The 19,007-nt window shown below is 33.8% G+C and carries 21 protein-coding genes; 5 read left to right on the top strand and 16 right to left on the bottom strand.

Annotated elements, in window-relative coordinates; all coding sequences use genetic code 11:
* Window positions 1–8 precede the first annotated feature (8 nt).
* Together ACFQ39_RS08635 and ACFQ39_RS08630 are read right to left on the bottom strand one after the other, a co-directional pair.
* Complete coding sequence (locus ACFQ39_RS08635) at window positions 9–611, bottom strand: SprT-like domain-containing protein (RefSeq protein ID WP_377178078.1); 603 nt, start codon at window positions 609–611, stop codon at window positions 9–11.
* Between the two features lie 57 nt (window positions 612–668).
* Window positions 669–1,361 (bottom strand): SDR family NAD(P)-dependent oxidoreductase, encoded by a 693-nt coding sequence (locus tag ACFQ39_RS08630; protein WP_377178076.1) that lies wholly within the window; start codon window positions 1,359–1,361, stop codon window positions 669–671.
* Between the two features lie 71 nt (window positions 1,362–1,432).
* Between ACFQ39_RS08630 and ACFQ39_RS08625 the strand changes: the two genes are divergently transcribed.
* Entirely contained in the window at window positions 1,433–2,710 is a 1,278-nt protein-coding gene (locus tag ACFQ39_RS08625; protein ID WP_377178074.1) for a metal-dependent hydrolase family protein, read from the top strand.
* Window positions 2,711–2,792: 82 nt separating this feature from the next.
* Here the strand turns inward: ACFQ39_RS08625 and ACFQ39_RS08620 are convergent, their stop codons facing one another.
* Window positions 2,793–4,301: a hypothetical protein gene (locus tag ACFQ39_RS08620; RefSeq protein ID WP_377178072.1), complete on the bottom strand. Its 1,509-nt coding sequence runs from the start codon at window positions 4,299–4,301 to the stop codon at window positions 2,793–2,795.
* 4 nt (window positions 4,302–4,305) lie between these two features.
* Window positions 4,306–5,205, bottom strand: a complete 900-nt coding sequence (locus ACFQ39_RS08615) for a glutaminyl-peptide cyclotransferase (RefSeq protein WP_377178070.1) — start codon at window positions 5,203–5,205, stop codon at window positions 4,306–4,308.
* Between the two features lie 248 nt (window positions 5,206–5,453).
* Here ACFQ39_RS08615 and ACFQ39_RS08610 point away from each other — a divergent pair, with 248 nt between their 5' ends.
* From ACFQ39_RS08610 to ACFQ39_RS08600, 3 genes are all read left to right on the top strand, one after another.
* On the top strand, window positions 5,454–5,705 hold the full coding sequence (locus tag ACFQ39_RS08610; protein ID WP_377178068.1) for a type B 50S ribosomal protein L31: 252 nt from the start codon (window positions 5,454–5,456) through the stop codon (window positions 5,703–5,705).
* 168 nt (window positions 5,706–5,873) lie between these two features.
* Entirely contained in the window at window positions 5,874–6,401 is a 528-nt protein-coding gene (locus tag ACFQ39_RS08605) for a hypothetical protein (RefSeq protein WP_377178066.1), read from the top strand.
* 59 nt (window positions 6,402–6,460) lie between these two features.
* Window positions 6,461–6,892, top strand: a complete 432-nt coding sequence (locus tag ACFQ39_RS08600; RefSeq protein WP_377178064.1) for an NUDIX domain-containing protein — start codon at window positions 6,461–6,463, stop codon at window positions 6,890–6,892.
* On the opposite strand, the gene bshC is transcribed toward ACFQ39_RS08600, so the two are convergent.
* The 7 genes from bshC to ACFQ39_RS08565 all read right to left on the bottom strand — a co-directional run bounded on the left by bshC (window position 6,884) and on the right by ACFQ39_RS08565 (window position 12,938).
* A complete protein-coding gene (gene bshC / locus ACFQ39_RS08595) occupies window positions 6,884–8,479 on the bottom strand; it encodes a bacillithiol biosynthesis cysteine-adding enzyme BshC (RefSeq protein ID WP_377178062.1) in 1,596 nt (531 codons plus the stop codon). The genes ACFQ39_RS08600 and bshC overlap by 9 nt on opposite strands.
* Before the next feature lie 78 nt (window positions 8,480–8,557).
* Window positions 8,558–9,874 (bottom strand): 30S ribosomal protein S12 methylthiotransferase RimO, encoded by a 1,317-nt coding sequence (gene rimO, locus ACFQ39_RS08590; protein WP_377178060.1) that lies wholly within the window; start codon window positions 9,872–9,874, stop codon window positions 8,558–8,560.
* A 52-nt stretch (window positions 9,875–9,926) separates the two neighbouring features.
* Window positions 9,927–10,877 carry a signal recognition particle-docking protein FtsY gene (ftsY, locus tag ACFQ39_RS08585; protein ID WP_377178058.1) on the bottom strand — a complete coding sequence of 317 codons (951 nt, stop codon included), beginning with the start codon at window positions 10,875–10,877 and terminating at the stop codon, window positions 9,927–9,929.
* Between the two features lie 145 nt (window positions 10,878–11,022).
* Window positions 11,023–11,175 (bottom strand): DUF4295 domain-containing protein, encoded by a 153-nt coding sequence (locus ACFQ39_RS08580; protein ID WP_377178056.1) that lies wholly within the window; start codon window positions 11,173–11,175, stop codon window positions 11,023–11,025.
* 7 nt (window positions 11,176–11,182) lie between these two features.
* Window positions 11,183–11,371: a 50S ribosomal protein L33 gene (gene rpmG / locus ACFQ39_RS08575; RefSeq protein WP_377178054.1), complete on the bottom strand. Its 189-nt coding sequence runs from the start codon at window positions 11,369–11,371 to the stop codon at window positions 11,183–11,185.
* Window positions 11,372–11,377: 6 nt separating this feature from the next.
* On the bottom strand, window positions 11,378–11,617 hold the full coding sequence (gene rpmB, locus ACFQ39_RS08570; protein WP_377178052.1) for a 50S ribosomal protein L28: 240 nt from the start codon (window positions 11,615–11,617) through the stop codon (window positions 11,378–11,380).
* Between the two features lie 73 nt (window positions 11,618–11,690).
* Window positions 11,691–12,938, bottom strand: a complete 1,248-nt coding sequence (locus ACFQ39_RS08565) for a competence/damage-inducible protein A (RefSeq protein ID WP_377178050.1) — start codon at window positions 12,936–12,938, stop codon at window positions 11,691–11,693.
* A 131-nt stretch (window positions 12,939–13,069) separates the two neighbouring features.
* Here ACFQ39_RS08565 and ACFQ39_RS08560 point away from each other — a divergent pair, with 131 nt between their 5' ends.
* Entirely contained in the window at window positions 13,070–14,545 is a 1,476-nt protein-coding gene (locus tag ACFQ39_RS08560) for a M28 family peptidase (RefSeq protein ID WP_377178048.1), read from the top strand.
* Here the strand turns inward: ACFQ39_RS08560 and ACFQ39_RS08555 are convergent.
* The 5 genes from ACFQ39_RS08555 to purU form a co-directional block, all read right to left on the bottom strand.
* Window positions 14,542–15,021 (bottom strand): CYTH domain-containing protein, encoded by a 480-nt coding sequence (locus ACFQ39_RS08555; RefSeq protein WP_377178046.1) that lies wholly within the window; start codon window positions 15,019–15,021, stop codon window positions 14,542–14,544. The genes ACFQ39_RS08560 and ACFQ39_RS08555 overlap by 4 nt on opposite strands.
* A 4-nt stretch (window positions 15,022–15,025) precedes the next feature.
* Entirely contained in the window at window positions 15,026–16,768 is a 1,743-nt protein-coding gene (locus ACFQ39_RS08550; protein ID WP_377178044.1) for an inorganic phosphate transporter, read from the bottom strand.
* A 12-nt stretch (window positions 16,769–16,780) separates the two neighbouring features.
* A complete protein-coding gene (locus ACFQ39_RS08545) occupies window positions 16,781–17,431 on the bottom strand; it encodes a DUF47 domain-containing protein (RefSeq protein WP_377178042.1) in 651 nt (216 codons plus the stop codon).
* A 75-nt stretch (window positions 17,432–17,506) separates the two neighbouring features.
* On the bottom strand, window positions 17,507–18,115 hold the full coding sequence (locus ACFQ39_RS08540) for a fumarylacetoacetate hydrolase family protein (RefSeq protein ID WP_377178040.1): 609 nt from the start codon (window positions 18,113–18,115) through the stop codon (window positions 17,507–17,509).
* An 11-nt stretch (window positions 18,116–18,126) separates the two neighbouring features.
* On the bottom strand, window positions 18,127–18,996 hold the full coding sequence (gene purU / locus ACFQ39_RS08535) for a formyltetrahydrofolate deformylase (RefSeq protein ID WP_377178038.1): 870 nt from the start codon (window positions 18,994–18,996) through the stop codon (window positions 18,127–18,129).
* Window positions 18,997–19,007 lie beyond the last annotated feature (11 nt).

Below are 19,007 nucleotides of genomic sequence, written 5' to 3'. Positions count from 1 at the left end.
AATATTTTTTAACTCTCTTGAATTTTAACTAAAGCATTATGATGGAACAAATATTTCTTTTTAGATTTTAACTCAACACATTCAAATCTTGTCCTTCTTTTATTTCCTTTTTGATACGCCACATTTCTGTAAAAGAAAGTAGCATTTGTGGGGATTTCATGAATATAACTTCCCTCCTTCTCATCATCATACTTTTTTAGGGATAATGAAAGCTGAATATCGGCATCAGTACTTGCCTTGGGATTTTTTAAATACTTTGCCAAGTGTATTAAAATGTCATGTGGATAAATATCTGGTTGAAGAAAGGGTAACATTAACCTTTGAAAATTGGTCTTCCACTCTATTCCATGCGGCTTGCTTTTAGGTTTTTCTTTAAACGTTAGCAAATGTGCCATTTCATGAATTAAGGTAAGTAAAAAACGATATTTGTTCAAATCATTGTTAATAGTAATCTGGTAATCACCATTTCTTAGCCTTCTAAAATCTCCGTGTTTAGTTTTCCTTTTTGAGACTATTACAAAATGAAAATGGTAAATATCAAAAAGTTCATCCACCATATTTACCGCAGCACTGGGTAAATATTTAGCTAAAATCTCAACTCTTTTTTCCAATCTGACACATTAATAGATCACAAACATACAAAGAATATGAAGATCTAATATCTATTTTCAGGGTGTAGAATTTGAGACTTCAATTACTTTACCGTTAAATAAATGCCCTTGCTCCAAAGAAAAATCTAAAATATATTTAGCCATATCTGACGGTGTAACACTTGCTTTAAAACCTGGAAAAGCATTGGCCAACATTTCTGTTTGAACAGCTCCTAGAGCCAATACATTAAAATTTATTCCTATAGAAGCGTATTCTTCGGCCAACAATTCAAACAAAGTAATTACTGCACCTTTAGATGAGGAGTACGCCGATAAACCCGCAAATTTCCTACTACCTTGAATTCCTCCCATACTGCTTATGGCAACAACATGTCCACCCTTTTTCATCAAGGGCAAGATGATTTTTGTTAACTCTGCAACAGCGAACACATTAACTTTATAAACCTCTATAAAGTCTTCCAATGAAGTTTTAAAGAAAGGTTTGTGTATCAAAGCCCCGGCATTATGAATTACAACATCCACCTTTTTCCACAACGAAAAAAGAAAATCTTTGAACGCCTTTAAATCTTTCTTTTGAGTAATTTCCATTTCTAAAACGGTGATATTTTTATGCGTTTTTTGCAATTTGATCATCGAATCTTTATTTCGAGTTATGGCCAAAACATGATGATCGTGTTCACTCAAAAGTTTCACTAATTCAAAACCTATACCTCTGCTCGCTCCAGTTACTACAATATTCTTAGATTCCATTTTATTAATTTGTTTAGCACTGTAAATTTAGTCTATTTTATTTTTTTATCTTGGCGAATAAATCCACAATTATGCGACTATTTGTAATAACGTTATTTTTCTTTGTTTATTTAATTTCAACCGCACAAAATACTTATTTGCATTGTGGAAAGTTAATCGATGTTGAGCAAAAAAAAGTTCAAACGGAAATGACTGTTGTGATTAGCGAAAATATGATCAAGACTGTGGTAAAGGGATATCAAAATCCATCTTCCAATGCAGACCATGTAATCGATTTGAAAAACAAAACAGTTTTACCAGGACTTATTGATATGCACGTTCATTTAGAGTCCGAACAAAGTGCTTCTACATACTTAAACCGATTTACTATGAACGAAGCCGATATCGCTTTCGAAACTGCAAAAAATGCCAAGACTACTTTATTGGCAGGATTTACAACGGTGCGAGATCTGGGTGGCACTGGTGTTAATACTGCTTTGAGAAACGCTATAGACAAAGGAGTGGCGGAGGGACCAAGAATTTATTCTTGCGGTAAGGCGATAGGTACTACAGGCGGGCATGCAGATCCGTCTAATGGTATAAAAAAAGATCTAGCAGAAAATCCAGGCCCCTTGCAAGGCGTCATTAATGGACCAGACGAAGCAAGAGCAGCGGTGCGCCAACGTTATAAAAATGGAGCAGATGTGATAAAAATTACGGCAACAGGTGGCGTTTTAAGTGTTGCGAAGAATGGTCAGAATCCACAGTTTACATTAGAAGAAATAAAAGCAATTTGCGAAACAGCAAAAGACTACGATATGCACGTTGCCGCCCATGCTCATGGTGATGAAGGAATGCAAAGAGCAATTCTGGGTGGAGTAAAAACCATTGAGCATGGAACATTAATGAGCGAAAAAACGATGGGTTTAATGATAGAATATGATGTTTTCTATGTTCCCACAATTACCGCTGGTAAGGAAGTTAGTGACAAAGCAAAAATTAAAGGGTTTTATCCTGAGATCATCGTTCCTAAAGCGGCAGAAATAGGACCTAAAATTCAAGGAACATTTCAAACAGCCTATAAAAAAGGTGTACCTATTGCTTTTGGAACTGATGCCGGCGTTTTTCCTCATGGATTGAACGGAAAAGAATTTGCCTATATGACAGAGGCTGGTATGCCACCAATAGAAACAATAATTTGTGCTACCTCTACCAATGCAAAACTTTTAAAAAATGACAAAATTGGCGTGTTAAAAGCGGGGAAATTAGCAGATATTATCGCTGTTGAGGACGATCCGACTAAAAACATAAAAACCATGGAAAAAGTTGTTTTTGTAATGAAAGACGGCAAAGTATATAAGAATGAATAAATCTTAAGTCAATTAAGTAGCTAGGCTTCTTAAGAGGTAAAATAGGATAGTAAAAATATTAAATGAATTAAAATCTTGTGTACTATTGGGTGTCTTCAGCATATTGATATGCACCCGCATCCGGACTTACCCTTCTGTCATTGCCCAATAAATCAAAAGGTACTTCTTGTGCCTTCAATTGATCCGCTAGGTCTATGGCTTCTGAATCTTCCCCAATAAGAAAATTATTCTGAGAAATCCCTAGAAAATCTGAATTTCCAGTAAAAATATTATTGAGATAATAAATTGGATTATTAAAATCGTATAAAGGCTCTGATCCACTATTATCTGAGAACTGAATCAAATTATTTTGAAAAAAATAATTAAAATCTGCGCCATCCATTCTTTCTAAAACCATTTCTGCATTTTGATTCCCATCAATAATACAATTGATAAAATTAGCTTGAACTAAATTATTCGCTAAAGCCGTCATCTCCCCATTCGAAGACAAAACAAAATTATTAATATACAATGTTGGAAATTGTCTAATACTTTTATTCCAAAAATTTGCTAAAGTGCTGTGTATAAACTCATATTTTCCTCCAAAAGTGCAAGCCACTGAGGCATTCCCGTTATTTGCCACAACCACATTTTCTGCTTTGATATGTGCATTTCTACCCAAAATTCCAAAGGATGAAGTGTTGTAAATTTGTACATTTTTAAGTGTTAATCCTGCATCGATTTGAGAAATTAAGGAATCCGTTACTATCCCAATATCATTATTTTTTATGATAACATTCTCAAAACGATTGTCAACACTACCTGCTCTTAACCATATTGTAGACCATTGACCGGGATTATCTTTATAAAGTTGTTCTAAACGATCTCCTTGCAAAACAACCTCTTCACCAATCTCTCCTGTCATTTCTAGACTCCCACCCTTTTCAATGATCAATCCCGAGTTTTGATGAAAATAAATTTGTGTCCCTTTCGAAATCTGAAGTGAATTTCCTGATGATACTCCGGCAAAACCATAGATCACATATGGCTTATCATTTGTCCATTGCTGACTTCCTGAAAGGTAAAAACCATCTACAACAATAGAGTTCCCTTCCTCATCTATCCCGATTTCTAAGGTTTCCTTGATTCCTTCACTGTTTTTTTGTGGAAATAAAAAATGTGCATCTTGAACCAAAGTTACCAGCTCAACTTTTTGTGGTTCATTTTCAGATGAAAAAACAATTTGATCAATATATAAAGGGTCCGAAACTTGATTAAAATCGATTGTGACTTCTACAAAAATAAACAAGCTATCCTTTGCCAGAATATCTATATTCTCAACTCTTTTACCAGAAACACCGTCTACGTTAAGCCTGTAAAAAGAAGAATTTCCTCGCTCTAAATAAACAGAAGGAATAGATAAGTTTTGATTGCTTTTATTATAAACTTTAAGTGTTCTTGTACTAGAACTAGTATTTGTAAAAACGGTGTCTAGATATAAGGTGTCTTTCGAAAAAGTTAGCGAACCTTTATTTATGGTTGTATCAAAATCACTGCTTAAACAAGCGGAGAACAATATCGATATTACAATAGAAACAAAGGCATATTTCATTCCTTTATTTTTTGACTAATTTGATTTCAAATACCTTATTCCATTTTTTACCGGTAACAAATAATCGGTCGTTGGCCTCATCGTAAGCAATCCCATTCAGTACATTATCATCCCCTTGTTGACCGGCTTCATTTTGTAAACCTTTTAAGTTAGCAATTCCTTCTATAGCGCCCTTTTCAGGATCTATGATTAGAATAGAATTTTGTTGCCAGATATTGGCGTAAATTTTTCCCTTGACAAATTCAAGTTCATTTAATTTTTCAGCCTTTCTTTGATCTGTATAAGCTTCAATAAAAGATTTCTCACTTAAATCATTGCTATCTAAAAACCAAATGCGTTCTGTTCCGTCTGATTTAATTAATTGATCATTATTATGCGTGAGACCCCAGCCCTCTTTACTTTGGTTGTATTTAAAAGTGTCAATTACTTTTAAAGTGGCCAAATCATACACAAAACCAATTCCCTTTTGCCAGGTTAATTGATAAATTTTATCATTTTTAATAGTCAAGCCTTCCGCAAAATATTGCTTATCGACGATCACCTTTTCCAAAACTTTTCCAGTTTCCAATTCAACTTTTCTCAAACTCGATTGTCCGTACTGACCTGTACTTTCATAAATATAACCATCGTGATATTCAAAACCTTGGGTAAATGCGAGTTGGTCGTGCGGAAATTCTTTTACAATCTCATAGTTATAAATCAATGGAGGGTGAGCCGCCATAAAGTAAACCGTATTGGTTAGTATCTTTTTTTCACCGTCGAAATAAACGGTTGCAGTAAGCGCCTGTTTACCCAATTTCATTTGAGATATATCTGCCGGTAAATCCTTTAATTCCTGTCCATTTAAAAAGTATTGAACAGAATCGATTTTATTCTGATTTTTCTCTACCACTTCAAGAGACAATTTTTTATCTATTTGGATTGTGCTTGGCGACTTAAGTTCGAGCTTATATTTGTTGCTGCAGGAAGAGAAAATTACGAGAATACAAAAAACAAGAAAGGACTTTGTAAAATTCATAGGAAATAAAAATTCAAATAATACAAATAATTGTTTGAGAATTAAAAATTATGCTTAAATTTGCAAGCCAAAAATAGCAATAGCTGTTTTCATTTTTTAATGAAGCGAAAGTATAAAATTAAAATGAAATTACGATGAGAAAAGGAATTCATCCCGAAAATTATAGATTAGTTGCCTTCAAAGATATGTCTAATGAAGAAGTATTTATCACGAAGTCAACTGTAGATGTGAAAGAAACAATTGATATTGACGGAGTAGAATATCCATTGGTGAAATTGGAAATTTCAAGAACTTCTCACCCATATTATACTGGTAAGATGAAATTAGTTGATACCGCTGGTAGAATCGATAAATTTAGATCTAAATACGATAAATTCAAGAAGTAAGCTTGAATGTCAAGATATTATATGTGTTAAAATCCTCCTAAATCATAGGAGGATTTTTTTTAGAACATTTTTTTTTATACTTTTACATATTAACCATTCCCCCCTACAAAATATATCCCCTCATAATGCGTTTTAATTAATATGCCTATTGGCTTAATTAATCTATTTATGTTGACAAACGAGGTGACTATAAAAAGGGAATTTTTTCTTTCTTGCTTATTTATTGAAGATATGATTTCAAACTACATCCAAGAGATGTTTGGCGAAACAATCACAAAAAAAGTAATAGGTAAGGAAAAATTGTTTTCCACTTTCAATGAAAAAATTGAATTCTTAATGGAAGTTGGTAATTTTTCTATCATAGATAATAGTAAATTATCCGTTTTCAAAGAAATTCGGAGAGAATTATTAGTGAGTGATGATGCTGAATCTTTGGAAGACAGTTTTACATCTCCAGATAATAATGATGATTTTCTGTTAATTCTTTATCCACAAGGTGACTACTTACCTAGAAATGAAAAATTAACCGTAGCTTGTTACAAATTACTAGACGACGTATCTCAATTGGTTTCAAGTTTTACTTCTAAAAAAGAGATAAAACTTCATTCAGAAAATAATATAGCAACAAGAGTGAAATCGAGCGCCGGCAGATTCAGCAGAGTGGCCATGTTTTTCTCCTTGTTTTTGTTTAAATAAAACATTTATTTTACAATATTAAAGATCGCAATTGCGATCTTTTTTTTTTATTTTAGATTATGGCAAAAATTTTCCGTCAAGCTGTAATGGCAGTCATTTTAAATGATGAAGGCAAAGTATTGATAGGTTATTCTCCAAGAGATAGAAGTTATAAATTCCCACAAGGAGGATTGGAACCAAAAGAAGATTTAATATGTGGTATTAAACGAGAATTACGTGAAGAATTAGATTATCATCTCGATGAGCAATATATCCTTTCCATCTATGAAGAAAAAATTAATTATCCATTTCCTCCCGATTGTCATCCTGTATGGATGGGGCAAGAATTGTCAATTGTAAAGATAAGGTTTGACCATACTACAAATATAATTCCACAGGATGATGAATTTGATGAACTGCATTGGATTTTACCTCATGAACTTCCTAATTTTGAGACAGAATACAGAGCACAAGCCTATTGGAGGGCTTTAGAAATCGCAGGACTAATCTAGCTCAATAATATAAAACTCCTGTAAAAGTGGATCAAATGTTTCTAGCAATAATTGCACAAAAGCTTGCCCACTTTCTTCGTAAAAAGTAGAAAAATTAGTTATTCTTTCTTGCAAAGAACCTTTCGGGAAAAGTTCGCTTTTAATCAACTCTATTCTATTTACAAGATCTTTATGCTTACGAGCTTCGGCTCTGAGTAGTTTCTTTTCTAAATTAGCTAAGCCATTCAATTGCTTTTTATGTTGGGCTCTCACTGCTCCTGAAAAAGATCTGTCGGTTTTATTAGATAGTTCTTCTAATGTAGAAAACATCTGTTCCAATAATGCCCTTTGTTCAGAAAAATCAATTTCTATGCTAGATTCTTCTTTGATCTTCGTTTGAATCAATTTATGCGTTGGAAAAAAGAGTTCCTCCATAGAAATATCTAATTTCCTTAGTTTTTCACTTTGCTTTTTATTGAGGATTAATGCTGAATTTCTTAATAATAAAATGGGAAATGGAACTTTTTGCGATTCAAAAAAATCTTTTAACTGTAACCAGTAAGCCAACTCACCTCCTCCTCCAATGTAACAAAGATTAGGTAAAATAACCTCTTGGTACAAGGGTCTCACTAAAACGTTTGGACTGAACTTCTGAGGGAAATTTTCGAGCTCTGTTCGAATTTCTTCTTTAGTAAAAACTAAATTCGTTTCATTTACTTTAAAAAGTCCATTTTCTTCTACAATGCGCTCTCTAAGCCCATCTTCGATATAAAAAAGATTAATTTCTCTTGGGTTTACCTGAGTATCGTACTGTTCACTCAACCTCTCGGATGTATCCAAAACCCTTTCCGCACAAATGTTTTCGAACAACTCATTTGCCATATAAGGTTGAAAAAGTCTTTTGAGATTTTTATCGTCGCCATCAACAATCACTAAACCTTCTTCACCAAAGAGCTCATTTGCCAAAAAACGAGTAGCCATAGCTAAATTTTCATGATCTAAATATGCCATTTTGAACATCCCTTTTAACTTTTTGGCATGACTACTTTTACCCAAAAGCTCAGAAAACTCATTCAATACAATATCTAATCCATCATTTTTAAATCGACCCACAGGCCCACCTGCCGCTCTTTTCCATTCAATTTTTTCATTCTTATATCTGAAATAATTTATCTCTTCAAAATCATGATCCTCTGTTGCCATCCAATATACAGGTACAAAATTAAAATCTGTGTATTCCTTTTTCAATTTCTTACACAAGTTAATTGTTGAGGTAATTTTATACAAAAAATATAGAGGTCCTGTGAACAAGTTTAATTGATGTCCGGTAACTACCGTAAACGTATTATCCTCTGACAATAAATTTATATGATGCATGGTCAATTCTGAAACCGGTGTTTCAAGATATTGAGCCTTCACACTTTTTACGAGTACTTCTCTGTTTTGGTTGGGATATGAACTAAGCTTTTCCTCTATTTGACCCTTAAAATCTTCTATGGTTTGGAAACGATTATAAAATGACCTGATATTTTCGTCTTGATTAAGATAATCGCGAATGATTTTAGTTGAATAGCCCGTTTTATGATGAGGTAAAGTTGAAAAAGTCAAATCTATAGTGATAAAAATTTGACGTAAAAATACGGTTTTATCTTCAAAAATTTCTAACCTTATAAACTCTGAGGAACCTTATTTACGTACAGGTATTCCGTAAAGGTCAAAATCACTAGCCTCTGTTATCTCTATATCGATAAATTGACCTATTTGAATATAATGATTCTTGGCATCTACCAATACTTCATTATCTACATCGGGACTATCAAACTCGGTTCGGCCAATAAAAAAATCTCCTTCTTTTCTATCAAATATACATTTAAATACTTTCCCTACTTTTTCCTGATTAAGATCAAAAGAAATTTGACTTTGAATTTCCATCAATTCATTTACTCTTCTTTCTTTTACTTTTTCAGGCACATTATCTTCCAATAAATAGGCCGAAGTATTCTCCTCATGTGAATAAGCAAAACAACCCATTCTATCAAATTTTGAATCGATAACAAACTGTTTAAGTTCATTGAATTGCTCTTCAGTTTCTCCAGGATACCCGACTATCAAAGTCGTTCGCACAGCCATATTGGGCACTTTTTCTCTAAAACTGGTCAATAACTGTTTTGTTTTTTCTGCTGTTGTTCCTCTCTTCATTGATTTCAATATTTCTGTATTGACGTGTTGGAGAGGAATATCTATGTAATTACATACCTTTGGCTCATTTTTCATTACATCCAATACATCTATCGGAAATCCGGTTGGGAAGGCATAATGCAACCTGATCCATTCAATACCATCAACTTTTACCAATGCCAAAAGCAATTCTGCCAAAGCTCTTTTTTTGTAGATATCTAGTCCATAATAGGTTAAATCTTGGGCAATTAAAATCAATTCTTTGATCCCCTTTTGTGCGAGTTTTTCAGCCTCCGTTACTAAATCCTCAATGGGTGTAGATACATGTTTTCCACGCATCAAAGGAATTGCGCAAAAAGAACACGGCCTGTCACAACCTTCTGCTATTTTTAAATAGGCATAATGCTTCGGTGTAGTTGTTAATCGCTCTCCTACTAATTCATGCTTGTAATCTGCCCCAAGCGCTTTTAGTAAATTGGGCAAATCGTGTGTTCCAAAATAACTATCAACATCCGGAATTTCCTTTTCTAAGTCGGGCTTGTACCGTTCACTTAAACAACCTGTAACAAATACCTTATCTATTTCACCCAACTCCTTTTTTTGAGCATAATGCAAAATTGTATTGACAGATTCTTCTTTGGCTTTTCCTATGAATCCACAGGTGTTGATCACAACAATATTCCCTTCATCATTTTCATCTTCATGCACTACTTCTTTGTTATTCGCTTTTAATTGACCCATTAAAACCTCACTGTCGTAAACATTTTTAGAGCAACCTAAAGTAACTACATTGATCTTATTCTTCTTCGTGGATTTTGTCCTCATACTACTATAAATTATGTGATTACTTTGTTTTAAGTCAAAGCTTACTTATTGATTATTTAAAAAATGAATCCACAAATTCTACTTTATCAAACATCTGGAGATCATCAATTCCTTCTCCAACCCCAATATACTTCACAGGTATTTGAAATTGATCTGAAATACCAATGACCACACCACCTTTTGCAGTACCGTCCAATTTAGTGATCGCCAAGGCAGTCACCTCTGTTGCTTTGGTAAATTGTTTGGCTTGTTCAAAAGCGTTTTGACCTGTAGATCCGTCTAAAACCAGGAGCACCTCATTGGGCAAATCAGGTTTAATCTTTTGCATAACTCTCTTGATCTTCGACAATTCATTCATTAAATTGACCTTATTATGCAATCGACCTGCCGTATCTATGATAACTACATCTGCATTTTGCTTTACAGCAGATTGAACAGTATCATAGGCTACCGAAGCAGGGTCACTTCCCATATTTTGTCTTATCAATGTAACACCGACACGATCTGCCCATATTTGTAACTGATCTATTGCAGCTGCTCTAAAAGTATCTCCAGCACCAAGAACAACAGATTTTCCTTCTTTTTTGAATTGGGCCGCAAGTTTACCTATTGTTGTAGTTTTCCCAACACCATTTACCCCAACAACCATGATTACATATGGTTTTGGCAAACTATCAACAGAGTCGATATTTCCACCTTTTTCAGATTCAATTAAAAGTGTTGTTATTTCTTCTCGCAATATTTTGTTGAGTTCGTCAGTGCCAAAATACTTATCTTGCGCTACCCGTTTTTCAATTCTCTCAACTATTTTTAAAGTAGTATCAACACCAACATCAGAAGCGATTAAGATTTCTTCTAGATCATCTAAAACCTCATCATCAACTTTAGATTTGCCAACAATAGCCTTTGATAATTTATTTAAAAAGGAACTACTGCTTTTTTCTAAACCTTTGTCTAAAGTCTCTTTTTTTTCTTTTGAAAAAAACTTTTTAAATAAACTCATTTGGATCGTATTTTGGGGTAAAACGAATAAAAAATGGGGCCATTCCCATAGTCATCTTTTTTATTTCAAAAAGATTACAAATATAAAAAAGAAAAAGCTACTTCCTTGATGGAAAGTAGCTTTGTTATATTTTTAAAGTAAGAGATTATTTCTTATTTAAGAAGTCATTTACTTTGTCAGGATCCATAATGCTCTCTTCGAAAGTGTAAGCTCCTGATTTAGGCGACTTCACCATTTTGACAACTTTTGTCAATCTTTTCGAACCTGTTTGTAACGATGCTACTGCTTTCTTTGCCATGATCTAATTATTTTATCTCTTTGTGAACAGTTACTTTCTTCAAAATTGGATTGAATTTTTTCAATTCCATTCTGTCTGGAGTATTTTTCTTGTTTTTTGTAGTGATATACCTAGAAGTTCCAGGCTGTCCAGAAGTTTTGTGTTCTGTACATTCTAATATCACTTGGATTCTATTTCCTTTGCTCTTCTTTGCCATTTCTTTTTATTTTTTCAAATAACCGTTAGCTTTTGCTTCTTTGAGCACAGCATCAATTCCTTTTTTGTTAATTGTTTTTAAAGCATTGGCAGAAATTTTTAATACAACCCATCTATCTTCTTCAGGAAGATAAAAACGCTTTTTCAGCAAATTAACCTTAAATTTTCTCTTCGTACGATTTAACGCATGCGACACATTGTTTCCAACCATCGCTCTTTTTCCTGTAAGCTCACAAACTCTTGACATCTCTAACTTATTTAATGTAGATTCAAAACGAGGTGCAAAAATAACATTTATTTTGGATGTAGCAAACTATTTTTTAATAGTTTTTTCTTATTTCATTTTTTAAAATTTCCAAGGCTTTATTGGCGGCTTTATTTATGACTTTTTCTCTAGGTTTTCCAAAATTAAATTCTTCGACCAAAACACCATTTTGTGAAGCCAGCGCGATAAACACGGTACCGACAGATTGATCTGTATCATCTTTCCCCGGACCGGCATTTCCCGTTGTGGCCAGGGCAAAATCTGACTGAAAAATTTTTTTGCACTTCAAAGCCATTTCTTTAGCTACCTCAGCACTTACCACAGAAAATTCTTCTATGATATCCGGCTGAACCCCTAAAACTTGCTCCTTTATTTCTTTTGAATAAGCAATAACGGATCCTTTATAAAAATTTGATGCACCAGGAATTGCCGTAATCATTTGAGCAATTTTACCTCCTGTACAACTCTCAGCTGAACTTAAAGTCAATGTATTATCTATACAAAGCTTATGTACAATTTGCTCAATATTTTCAGATTCCTCATAACCGACAAAAATATCTTCAAGTAATTCTTCCAGTTTTGTCATTTGATCATCTATAGATTTTTTGAGCTCTAATTGATCAAACCCTTTCCCACTCAATCGCAAACGCAACTTACCAAATGAAGGCAAATAAGCCATTTTAATGTGCTTTGGCAATGAACCTTCCCAATCTTCAAGTCTTTCGGCCACTCTACTCTCACCCAATCCATAGGTCTGCATTGTCTTGTGGATAATAAATGGGAGTTTTAAAGATGCCTGCAATTTTGGAATTACAGTTTCAGACATCAAACCTTTCATTTCAAATGGAACTCCTGGTAGCGAAACAACTATTTTCCCGTTTTCGTTGAACCACATGCCACTAGCCGTTCCGTATTGATTTTTAAGTACTACCGATTTTGAGGGCAACATTGCTTGATGATCGTCTAAATGTGTAACCCGAATTCTAATTTTTGAAAAAAGTTGCCTGATATGCTCAGCAACATCAGGTCTATAAATCAACTCATCCTGAAAATATTCTGCTAGCGTATTTTTCGTAATATCGTCTTTTGTTGGACCCAACCCCCCCGTTATGATGATTAAATCAACATTTTTCTCTGCTTCTTTTAAGGTTTTTAAAATATGCTCCTTATCGTCTTGAATTGAAGTGATTTGATATACAGAAATACCAATTTCATTTAATCTTTCAGCTATCCATTTAGAGTTAGTATCAGTAATTTGACCGATTAAAATTTCGTCTCCTATTGTAATGATTTCTGCTAACAAGGTCTTGATTTTTAAGTTATCGCAAAGATACACTTGTATTTTCAGAAAAAGAAAACAATCATCATCTGCAAATTATCAACAGAATTCAATTAAAGGTTTTTACTACATTCGCAATATTCTAAAATTAGTATATGAAAATAGTATTTCTAAGTCTTTCACTTTTAATTACCCTACTTTGTTCTTCACAAACCGAAAAAGAACTTGTAGAAAGCACAGTAAATAAGTTTAAAATTGAGGGGCAAATATATTTTTTAGCTTCAGACGAATTAAGAGGTAGAAAAACCGGGACCCCAGAAATTGATATTGCAGCAGCCTATTTGGCAAATGCTTTTAGAAGTTATGGCGTCGAACCGGGTGATAAAGAAAATGGTTATTATCAAAACGTCCCTTTTGAAAAAACAAGTCGTGCAAAAAGTCAGTCTATCAATTTAAATGATGAAATATTAAATGACCTCATCCTATTTGATAAAACAAATATAAACTTTAAAGGTGAGGCCATTTATGTGGGTTTTGGTTTGAGCGATGATTATAAAAATAAAAATGTCAACGGAAAAATAGTTTTGTTGGAGGCCGGATCATCAGAAAAGAATGAAGTGAGATCGGCTTTGAGGTTTAGAAAAGAAAAAACAAAACTAGCCAAAGAGAATGGGGCTTTAGGAATTATTGAACTGATCTCTGCGGAAGATGAAATGTGGTCTAGGTTAGATCATAACTTTAATGATGAACAACTGGTTATGAAAAGCGACCTACCCAATGATGACCTATTGTATATTTGGTTAAGAAAACCTGAAGGAAAAAATGTTTTTTACGATAATCAAAAAGCAAATCCTGTCCATATTAAAATGGATGGAATTAGTAAAGAAATTATTCATTCTAAGAATGTTATTGGAATCGTAAAAGGAACTGATGAAAAATTAAAAAATGAATTTGTTATCTATTCTGCTCATTATGACCATAATGGCGTTGGAAAACCAAACGGTACAAAGGATTCTATTTACAACGGTGCCCGTGACAATGCCGTAGGAACTGTGACAGTGCTGAGTGCAGCAGAAAATATCGCCAAATTTCCCACAAAAAGATCGGCTCTTTTTATCCTTTTTACTGGTGAAGAAATGGGCCTGTTGGGAAGCAAATGGTATGTTGAACACCCTGTCGTTCCGCTCAATCAAAGTGTATTTTGTTTTAATAGTGATAATGGGGGTTATAACGACATTTCAAAGGCAACTATTATTGGATTAAACAGAACATCTTCTGCTAAACATATCGTGGGTGCTGCAAAAACTTTTGGCTTAACAGCTATTGATGATCCAGCGGCTGAACAAGGATTGTTTGACAGGTCTGACAATGTAAGTTTTGCTGCGAAAGGAATTCCAGCACCTACTTATAGTATGGGCTTTACGTCTTTTGATGAAGAAATAAATAAATACTACCATCAGGTTACAGATCATCCTGAAAGTCTAAACTACGATTATCTGGAAAAGTTTTTTAAATCTTATGTTTTGTCCTGTAGATTGATTGCCAACGACCCCGAAACGCCATTTTGGATAAAAGGAGACAAATACTATGAAGCGGGTGTAAAATTATTTGAAAAGAAACTAGCAAATTAAATGCTCTTCCAGTTTTTATAAGGGTTTCTAAGGAGTTCGGAATTGTAATACTTAACTTCTCCTGTCACTTCTTTATCAACCCAATCGGGCTTTTCAAAAGATTCATCTTCACTACTAAGTTCTAGTTCTGCGATGACTAATCCCAGATTTTCATTCAAGAACTCATCTACTTCATACACATGCTCTCCATACTTAACGATATACCTTTTCTTTTCAATTTTACCCGGTTCACAAATATCTAATAGTGCTTTCGCTTCTTCAACGGATATTTCCTTTTCCCATTCGAACCTTGTAACTCCGGTTTCATTTCCTAATCCTTTAACAGTAATAATTCCTTTATTGCCATTAATTCTTATTCGCACATTTCTTTCGGGGACAGATGACAAATATCCTTGTCTGATTTCAACCATCTCCTCTGCGTGATTTTTGTAACTATCATTTTTTACCAAAAATTTTCGCTCAATTTCCTGTCCCATGGATTTAAATATTTTTCAAAACTTTATTCAATTTCTCACCCTTCAAAACATTCATTCTTTTCTTCAATATCTTAATTACCTCTTTTACTTCTTCTCTCGTAGAATTGACAATAGTCGCGATATCAGCTAGTTTATAATTTGAACGAATTAATGAAGCAATCCGTTTTTCAAATTCCGTTAATCCGGAATATTTTTGATCCAATTTCTGGTAAAACTCATCCTCCGTTTCTGTCAAATATTTCTGAAGCAAAGCCCTGTCTTGTTTAGAATCTAGAACCTTATGAATGATTTCATCCATTTTTTCAATTTTTATTTTGCTCTGCTCTGAAAGCATGTCCTTGTCAATATCCAACAAAATTGATTTAAGTTTTTTTAACAAATCATTTTTTTTAACAATATTTAAGGCTAAACTTCGCTGGGCAACATTTTTTCTTTCATTCTCTTTAATAAGATCTTCAGTAACAAGTTCTTTTAATCTAATTTCATTTTCTAAAGTTTTTTGTTGTAAATCGTATTTTTCCATTTGACGAATAAAATTCTCTTCTTTTACTTTATTATTCTGTCTTATCAACCTAATGAATAAATAGACGACTAAAATTATAAGAACCGTAGTGATGATCCAAAATATAGGTTGAGATAAATCTACCTTATCAAAATTTTGCTGAAAAGCAGATAATTCTTTATTCGATAAATTTTCTAACCGAACACCTGAAGTCACTTGGATTTTAAAAACATTGCTCATGACAAACAAGGCAACAAAGGTTAAAAAACCAGCTATTAGAGGGGTAAGAATCCATCCAACAAATATTTTACCAATAACATTTGCCTGAATATTTCTTCCTCCTTTGAGTAAACCAATCCCTATAATGGCGCCCACTATAGCTTGTGAGCTAGAAACCGGAACCAGTGGTATTGGTGGCAGGCCAATATACGTTACGAGTTGCGACAACCAAGGGGAAGAAAAAACAAAAAGGACAAGCGAATGGGCAAGGACAACAATTAAAGCCGTTTCGGAGTTTAACTTCATCAGAGAACTGCCCACCGTTTGCATAACTTTTTTTGAATATGTAATTATTCCTGCAGCAATTGACAAGCCTCCCAATAAAAATAATACTTGAATAGAATTCAAAGTAAAAAAACCAAAGTCAAACGTGAGTTTTGGCAAAGATGGGACAAACACCCCAACAACATTGGCAATATTATTTGCTCCCAAACTAAAAGAACCGAACGCACCTACGATGAATAGACCAAATTTGATAAAAGCATCTAACCGTATAATGTGAATCTTACTTTTTTGCAATACTTTTTTGGTGATCAAATACAATAAGACAGCAAAAATACCACCTAAAATAGGGGCTGTAAACCAAGTACTCACAATCTTTATCAATTCACTCGTCTCTATTGGATTATGCGTATAATAGTTCCAACCAATGATTCCTCCTACGATAGCCTGTGATGTGGAGACAGGTAATTTTGCCTTGGTCATCCAGTAAACGGTCAGTCCTGCACAAAGCGACACTGTAAAAGCTCCACCGATAGCATCAACAGCACCTAGTTTTCCCAAAGTTTCAGCACCTCCAAATCCTTGCAAGACAGAGCCAAGTACAACAAAGATCGACGCAACAATAGCGGCATCTCTAAATTTGATCATTTTTGAACCAACGGCAGAACCAAATACATTTGAGGCATCATTCGCACCCAATGTCCAACCCAAGAAAAGACCGCTTGTTAAAAAAAATAAAAACATAAAAGAGTTCGTTTACATTTTTATTTTTATTACTAATGAAGATAATTGATGTGCCAAGATTTTAGCCTTATCAGACATTGACTCAATATTATTTACAAAATACCTGAGGTGAACTTTTTCGGCCAATTGTAGTGAATTCATTTCCTGAAAGATCTTTTTCTTCGTTTTATTGCCATAGGCAGTACATTCACGGTTATAAAACAATACTTTTTGAACCCTGTCTTTAACCTCGTTGGGTGAAGTAAAGAAAATTCTTGCCGCCGGAATAACATCTTTCACAGAATTTGAAGCCAAATTATTTAATTCTATAAAATCGTTTTGCAGGCTTTGAGGAATATGAGGATTTTCAACATCAAATTGGGTAAGTACATTGTTGGCAATATCAATTAGATCATCTGCATTCTCTAAAAGTAATACAATATCGCCTGCATAATTAGGCATAAGCGCATGCTGATAAAAATCGTTTTCTATTTTTCTCTGAATGGCATCTGCCTCCTTTTCAAGTTGATTCAGTGTCTGTAAGTTTTGACTGAATTGATCCAGATCATTTCTCAAATAGTAGGCAATTCCCGAAGAAAAATTAAGTGAAGCGGTTTCTATTTTATCAAAAAACTCATCAATATTAAATGCCACTTTTTTGGAGCGCTTTAGGATTTTAATCATGACCTTTTTTTGGTTAAGGTATGAAAAAATAAGAAATGGAGGTTTGAAAATTGGTATCCTAAAACAAAATATTGTCTATCTCACTTTAATTGAAAAAAGCATTTTTTGATCTAATTTTCCCTCTAACATATCACCTGTATTTACCTGTGCAACTCCCTCCGGTGTACCTGTAAAAATAATATCTCCTTTTTTTAGGGTAAAGAACTGTGAGACATAGGCTATAATGTCATCTATTTTCCACAGCATATGTTTGGTATTTCCATCTTGAACTATTGCTCCATTTTTATAGAGTTGAAAAGAGAGATCATCAAGATCAAAGTCTTTTTTATCGATAAATTCTCCTAAAACAGCACTTCCATCAAAACCCTTAGCCTTCTCCCACGGTAAGCCTTTTGATTTTAATTCATCTTGAATATCTCTGGCCGTAAAATCAATTCCCAAGGAGATCTCATTGTAATATTTATGTGCAAATTTTGGTTCGATAAATTTACCAACCCGATTAATCTTTACGAGTACCTCTATTTCATGATGTACATTTTGAGAAAATGCAGGTATCACAAAAGGTTGCTTTGGCTGAAGAATAGCCGAATCTGGCTTTAAAAAAATAACAGGATTCGCTGGTTTTTCGTTTTTTAATTCTTCTATGTGTTTAACATAATTTCTTCCGATACAAATGATTTTCATAACTATTATTTTTATTCTCCGGCTTCGGGAAAAACAATCGCCCGATTATCAGCCACTATAATTTGATTTTGTAAATGACATTTTACTGCTTTGGCTAAAACCAACCTTTCTATATCTGCTCCAATTCTTTTTAAAGTAGCTGGAGTACTTTCATGCGTAACTCTTTCAACACCTTGCTCAATAATTGGACCTTCATCTAAATCAGTGGTCGCATAATGCGCAGTAGCACCAATCAATTTAACACCGCGCTCATAAGCTCTCTGGTAAGGATTTGCTCCCTGAAAGGCTGGCAAAAAAGAATGATGAATATTAATGATCCTTTCAGGGTATTTCTCTATGAATTGAGAAGAAAGAATCTGCATATAGCGCGCCATGACAATGAGGTCTATATCATTTTTCTCTATTAGCTCAATCATTTGCTGCTCCTGCTCACCTTTTGTCTTTTTTGATACGGGTAAATAATGATAAGGCAAGCCAAACATATCGGCAATAGGTTTCAATTTTTGATGGTTACTGATGACCAATCTAATATCACAATCCAAATCTCCCTCTTTATTTCTTTCAAGAAGATCGTATAAACAATGACTGGTGTGTGAAACGAGAATTGCCATTCTCTGCTTTCTCTCACCATAATGAACAGACCATGTCATGTGTAAAGGATTTGCCAAATAAGCAAATCTCTCCTCTAATTCTTTTTTGGTGATACCTGTCCCATCTGCATTCAAACGAATACGCATAAAATAAGTATTCTGTACCGAGTTTACATATTGCTGACAACTTAAAATATTGAATTCATTCAGATAAAAGAAATTAGTCACTTTTGCCACTAACCCTTTTGCGTCGGGACATTTGATTAAAAACGTTACTGTTTGCGAAATCATAAAAAATAAAT

Source organism: Namhaeicola litoreus, assembly GCF_042679565.1.
GTDB lineage: Bacteria > Bacteroidota > Bacteroidia > Flavobacteriales > Flavobacteriaceae > Namhaeicola > Namhaeicola litoreus.
The sequence above is the reverse complement of the archived record's forward strand: the minus strand, read 5'-3'. Positions and strand labels throughout refer to the sequence as shown.

Coding starts and splice junctions, on each gene's coding strand:
- ACFQ39_RS08620 (WP_377178072.1), bottom strand. CDS start 4,301: ATGAAATATGCCTTTGTTTCTATTGTAATATCGATATTGTTCTCCGCT.
- ftsY (WP_377178058.1), bottom strand. CDS start 10,877: ATGAGTTTATTTAAAAAGTTTTTTTCAAAAGAAAAAAAAGAGACTTTA.
- ACFQ39_RS08555 (WP_377178046.1), bottom strand. CDS start 15,021: ATGGGACAGGAAATTGAGCGAAAATTTTTGGTAAAAAATGATAGTTAC.
- ACFQ39_RS08550 (WP_377178044.1), bottom strand. CDS start 16,768: ATGTTTTTATTTTTTTTAACAAGCGGTCTTTTCTTGGGTTGGACATTG.
- purU (WP_377178038.1), bottom strand. CDS start 18,996: ATGATTTCGCAAACAGTAACGTTTTTAATCAAATGTCCCGACGCAAAA.
- ACFQ39_RS08630 (WP_377178076.1), bottom strand. CDS start 1,361: ATGGAATCTAAGAATATTGTAGTAACTGGAGCGAGCAGAGGTATAGGT.
- ACFQ39_RS08610 (WP_377178068.1), top strand. CDS start 5,454: ATGAGAAAAGGAATTCATCCCGAAAATTATAGATTAGTTGCCTTCAAA.
- rimO (WP_377178060.1), bottom strand. CDS start 9,874: ATGAGGACAAAATCCACGAAGAAGAATAAGATCAATGTAGTTACTTTA.
- rpmG (WP_377178054.1), bottom strand. CDS start 11,371: ATGGCAAAGAAGAGCAAAGGAAATAGAATCCAAGTGATATTAGAATGT.
- ACFQ39_RS08600 (WP_377178064.1), top strand. CDS start 6,461: ATGGCAAAAATTTTCCGTCAAGCTGTAATGGCAGTCATTTTAAATGAT.
- ACFQ39_RS08625 (WP_377178074.1), top strand. CDS start 1,433: ATGCGACTATTTGTAATAACGTTATTTTTCTTTGTTTATTTAATTTCA.
- rpmB (WP_377178052.1), bottom strand. CDS start 11,617: ATGTCAAGAGTTTGTGAGCTTACAGGAAAAAGAGCGATGGTTGGAAAC.
- ACFQ39_RS08560 (WP_377178048.1), top strand. CDS start 13,070: ATGAAAATAGTATTTCTAAGTCTTTCACTTTTAATTACCCTACTTTGT.
- ACFQ39_RS08540 (WP_377178040.1), bottom strand. CDS start 18,115: ATGAAAATCATTTGTATCGGAAGAAATTATGTTAAACACATAGAAGAA.
- ACFQ39_RS08605 (WP_377178066.1), top strand. CDS start 5,874: ATGTTGACAAACGAGGTGACTATAAAAAGGGAATTTTTTCTTTCTTGC.
- ACFQ39_RS08545 (WP_377178042.1), bottom strand. CDS start 17,431: ATGATTAAAATCCTAAAGCGCTCCAAAAAAGTGGCATTTAATATTGAT.
- ACFQ39_RS08580 (WP_377178056.1), bottom strand. CDS start 11,175: ATGGCAAAGAAAGCAGTAGCATCGTTACAAACAGGTTCGAAAAGATTG.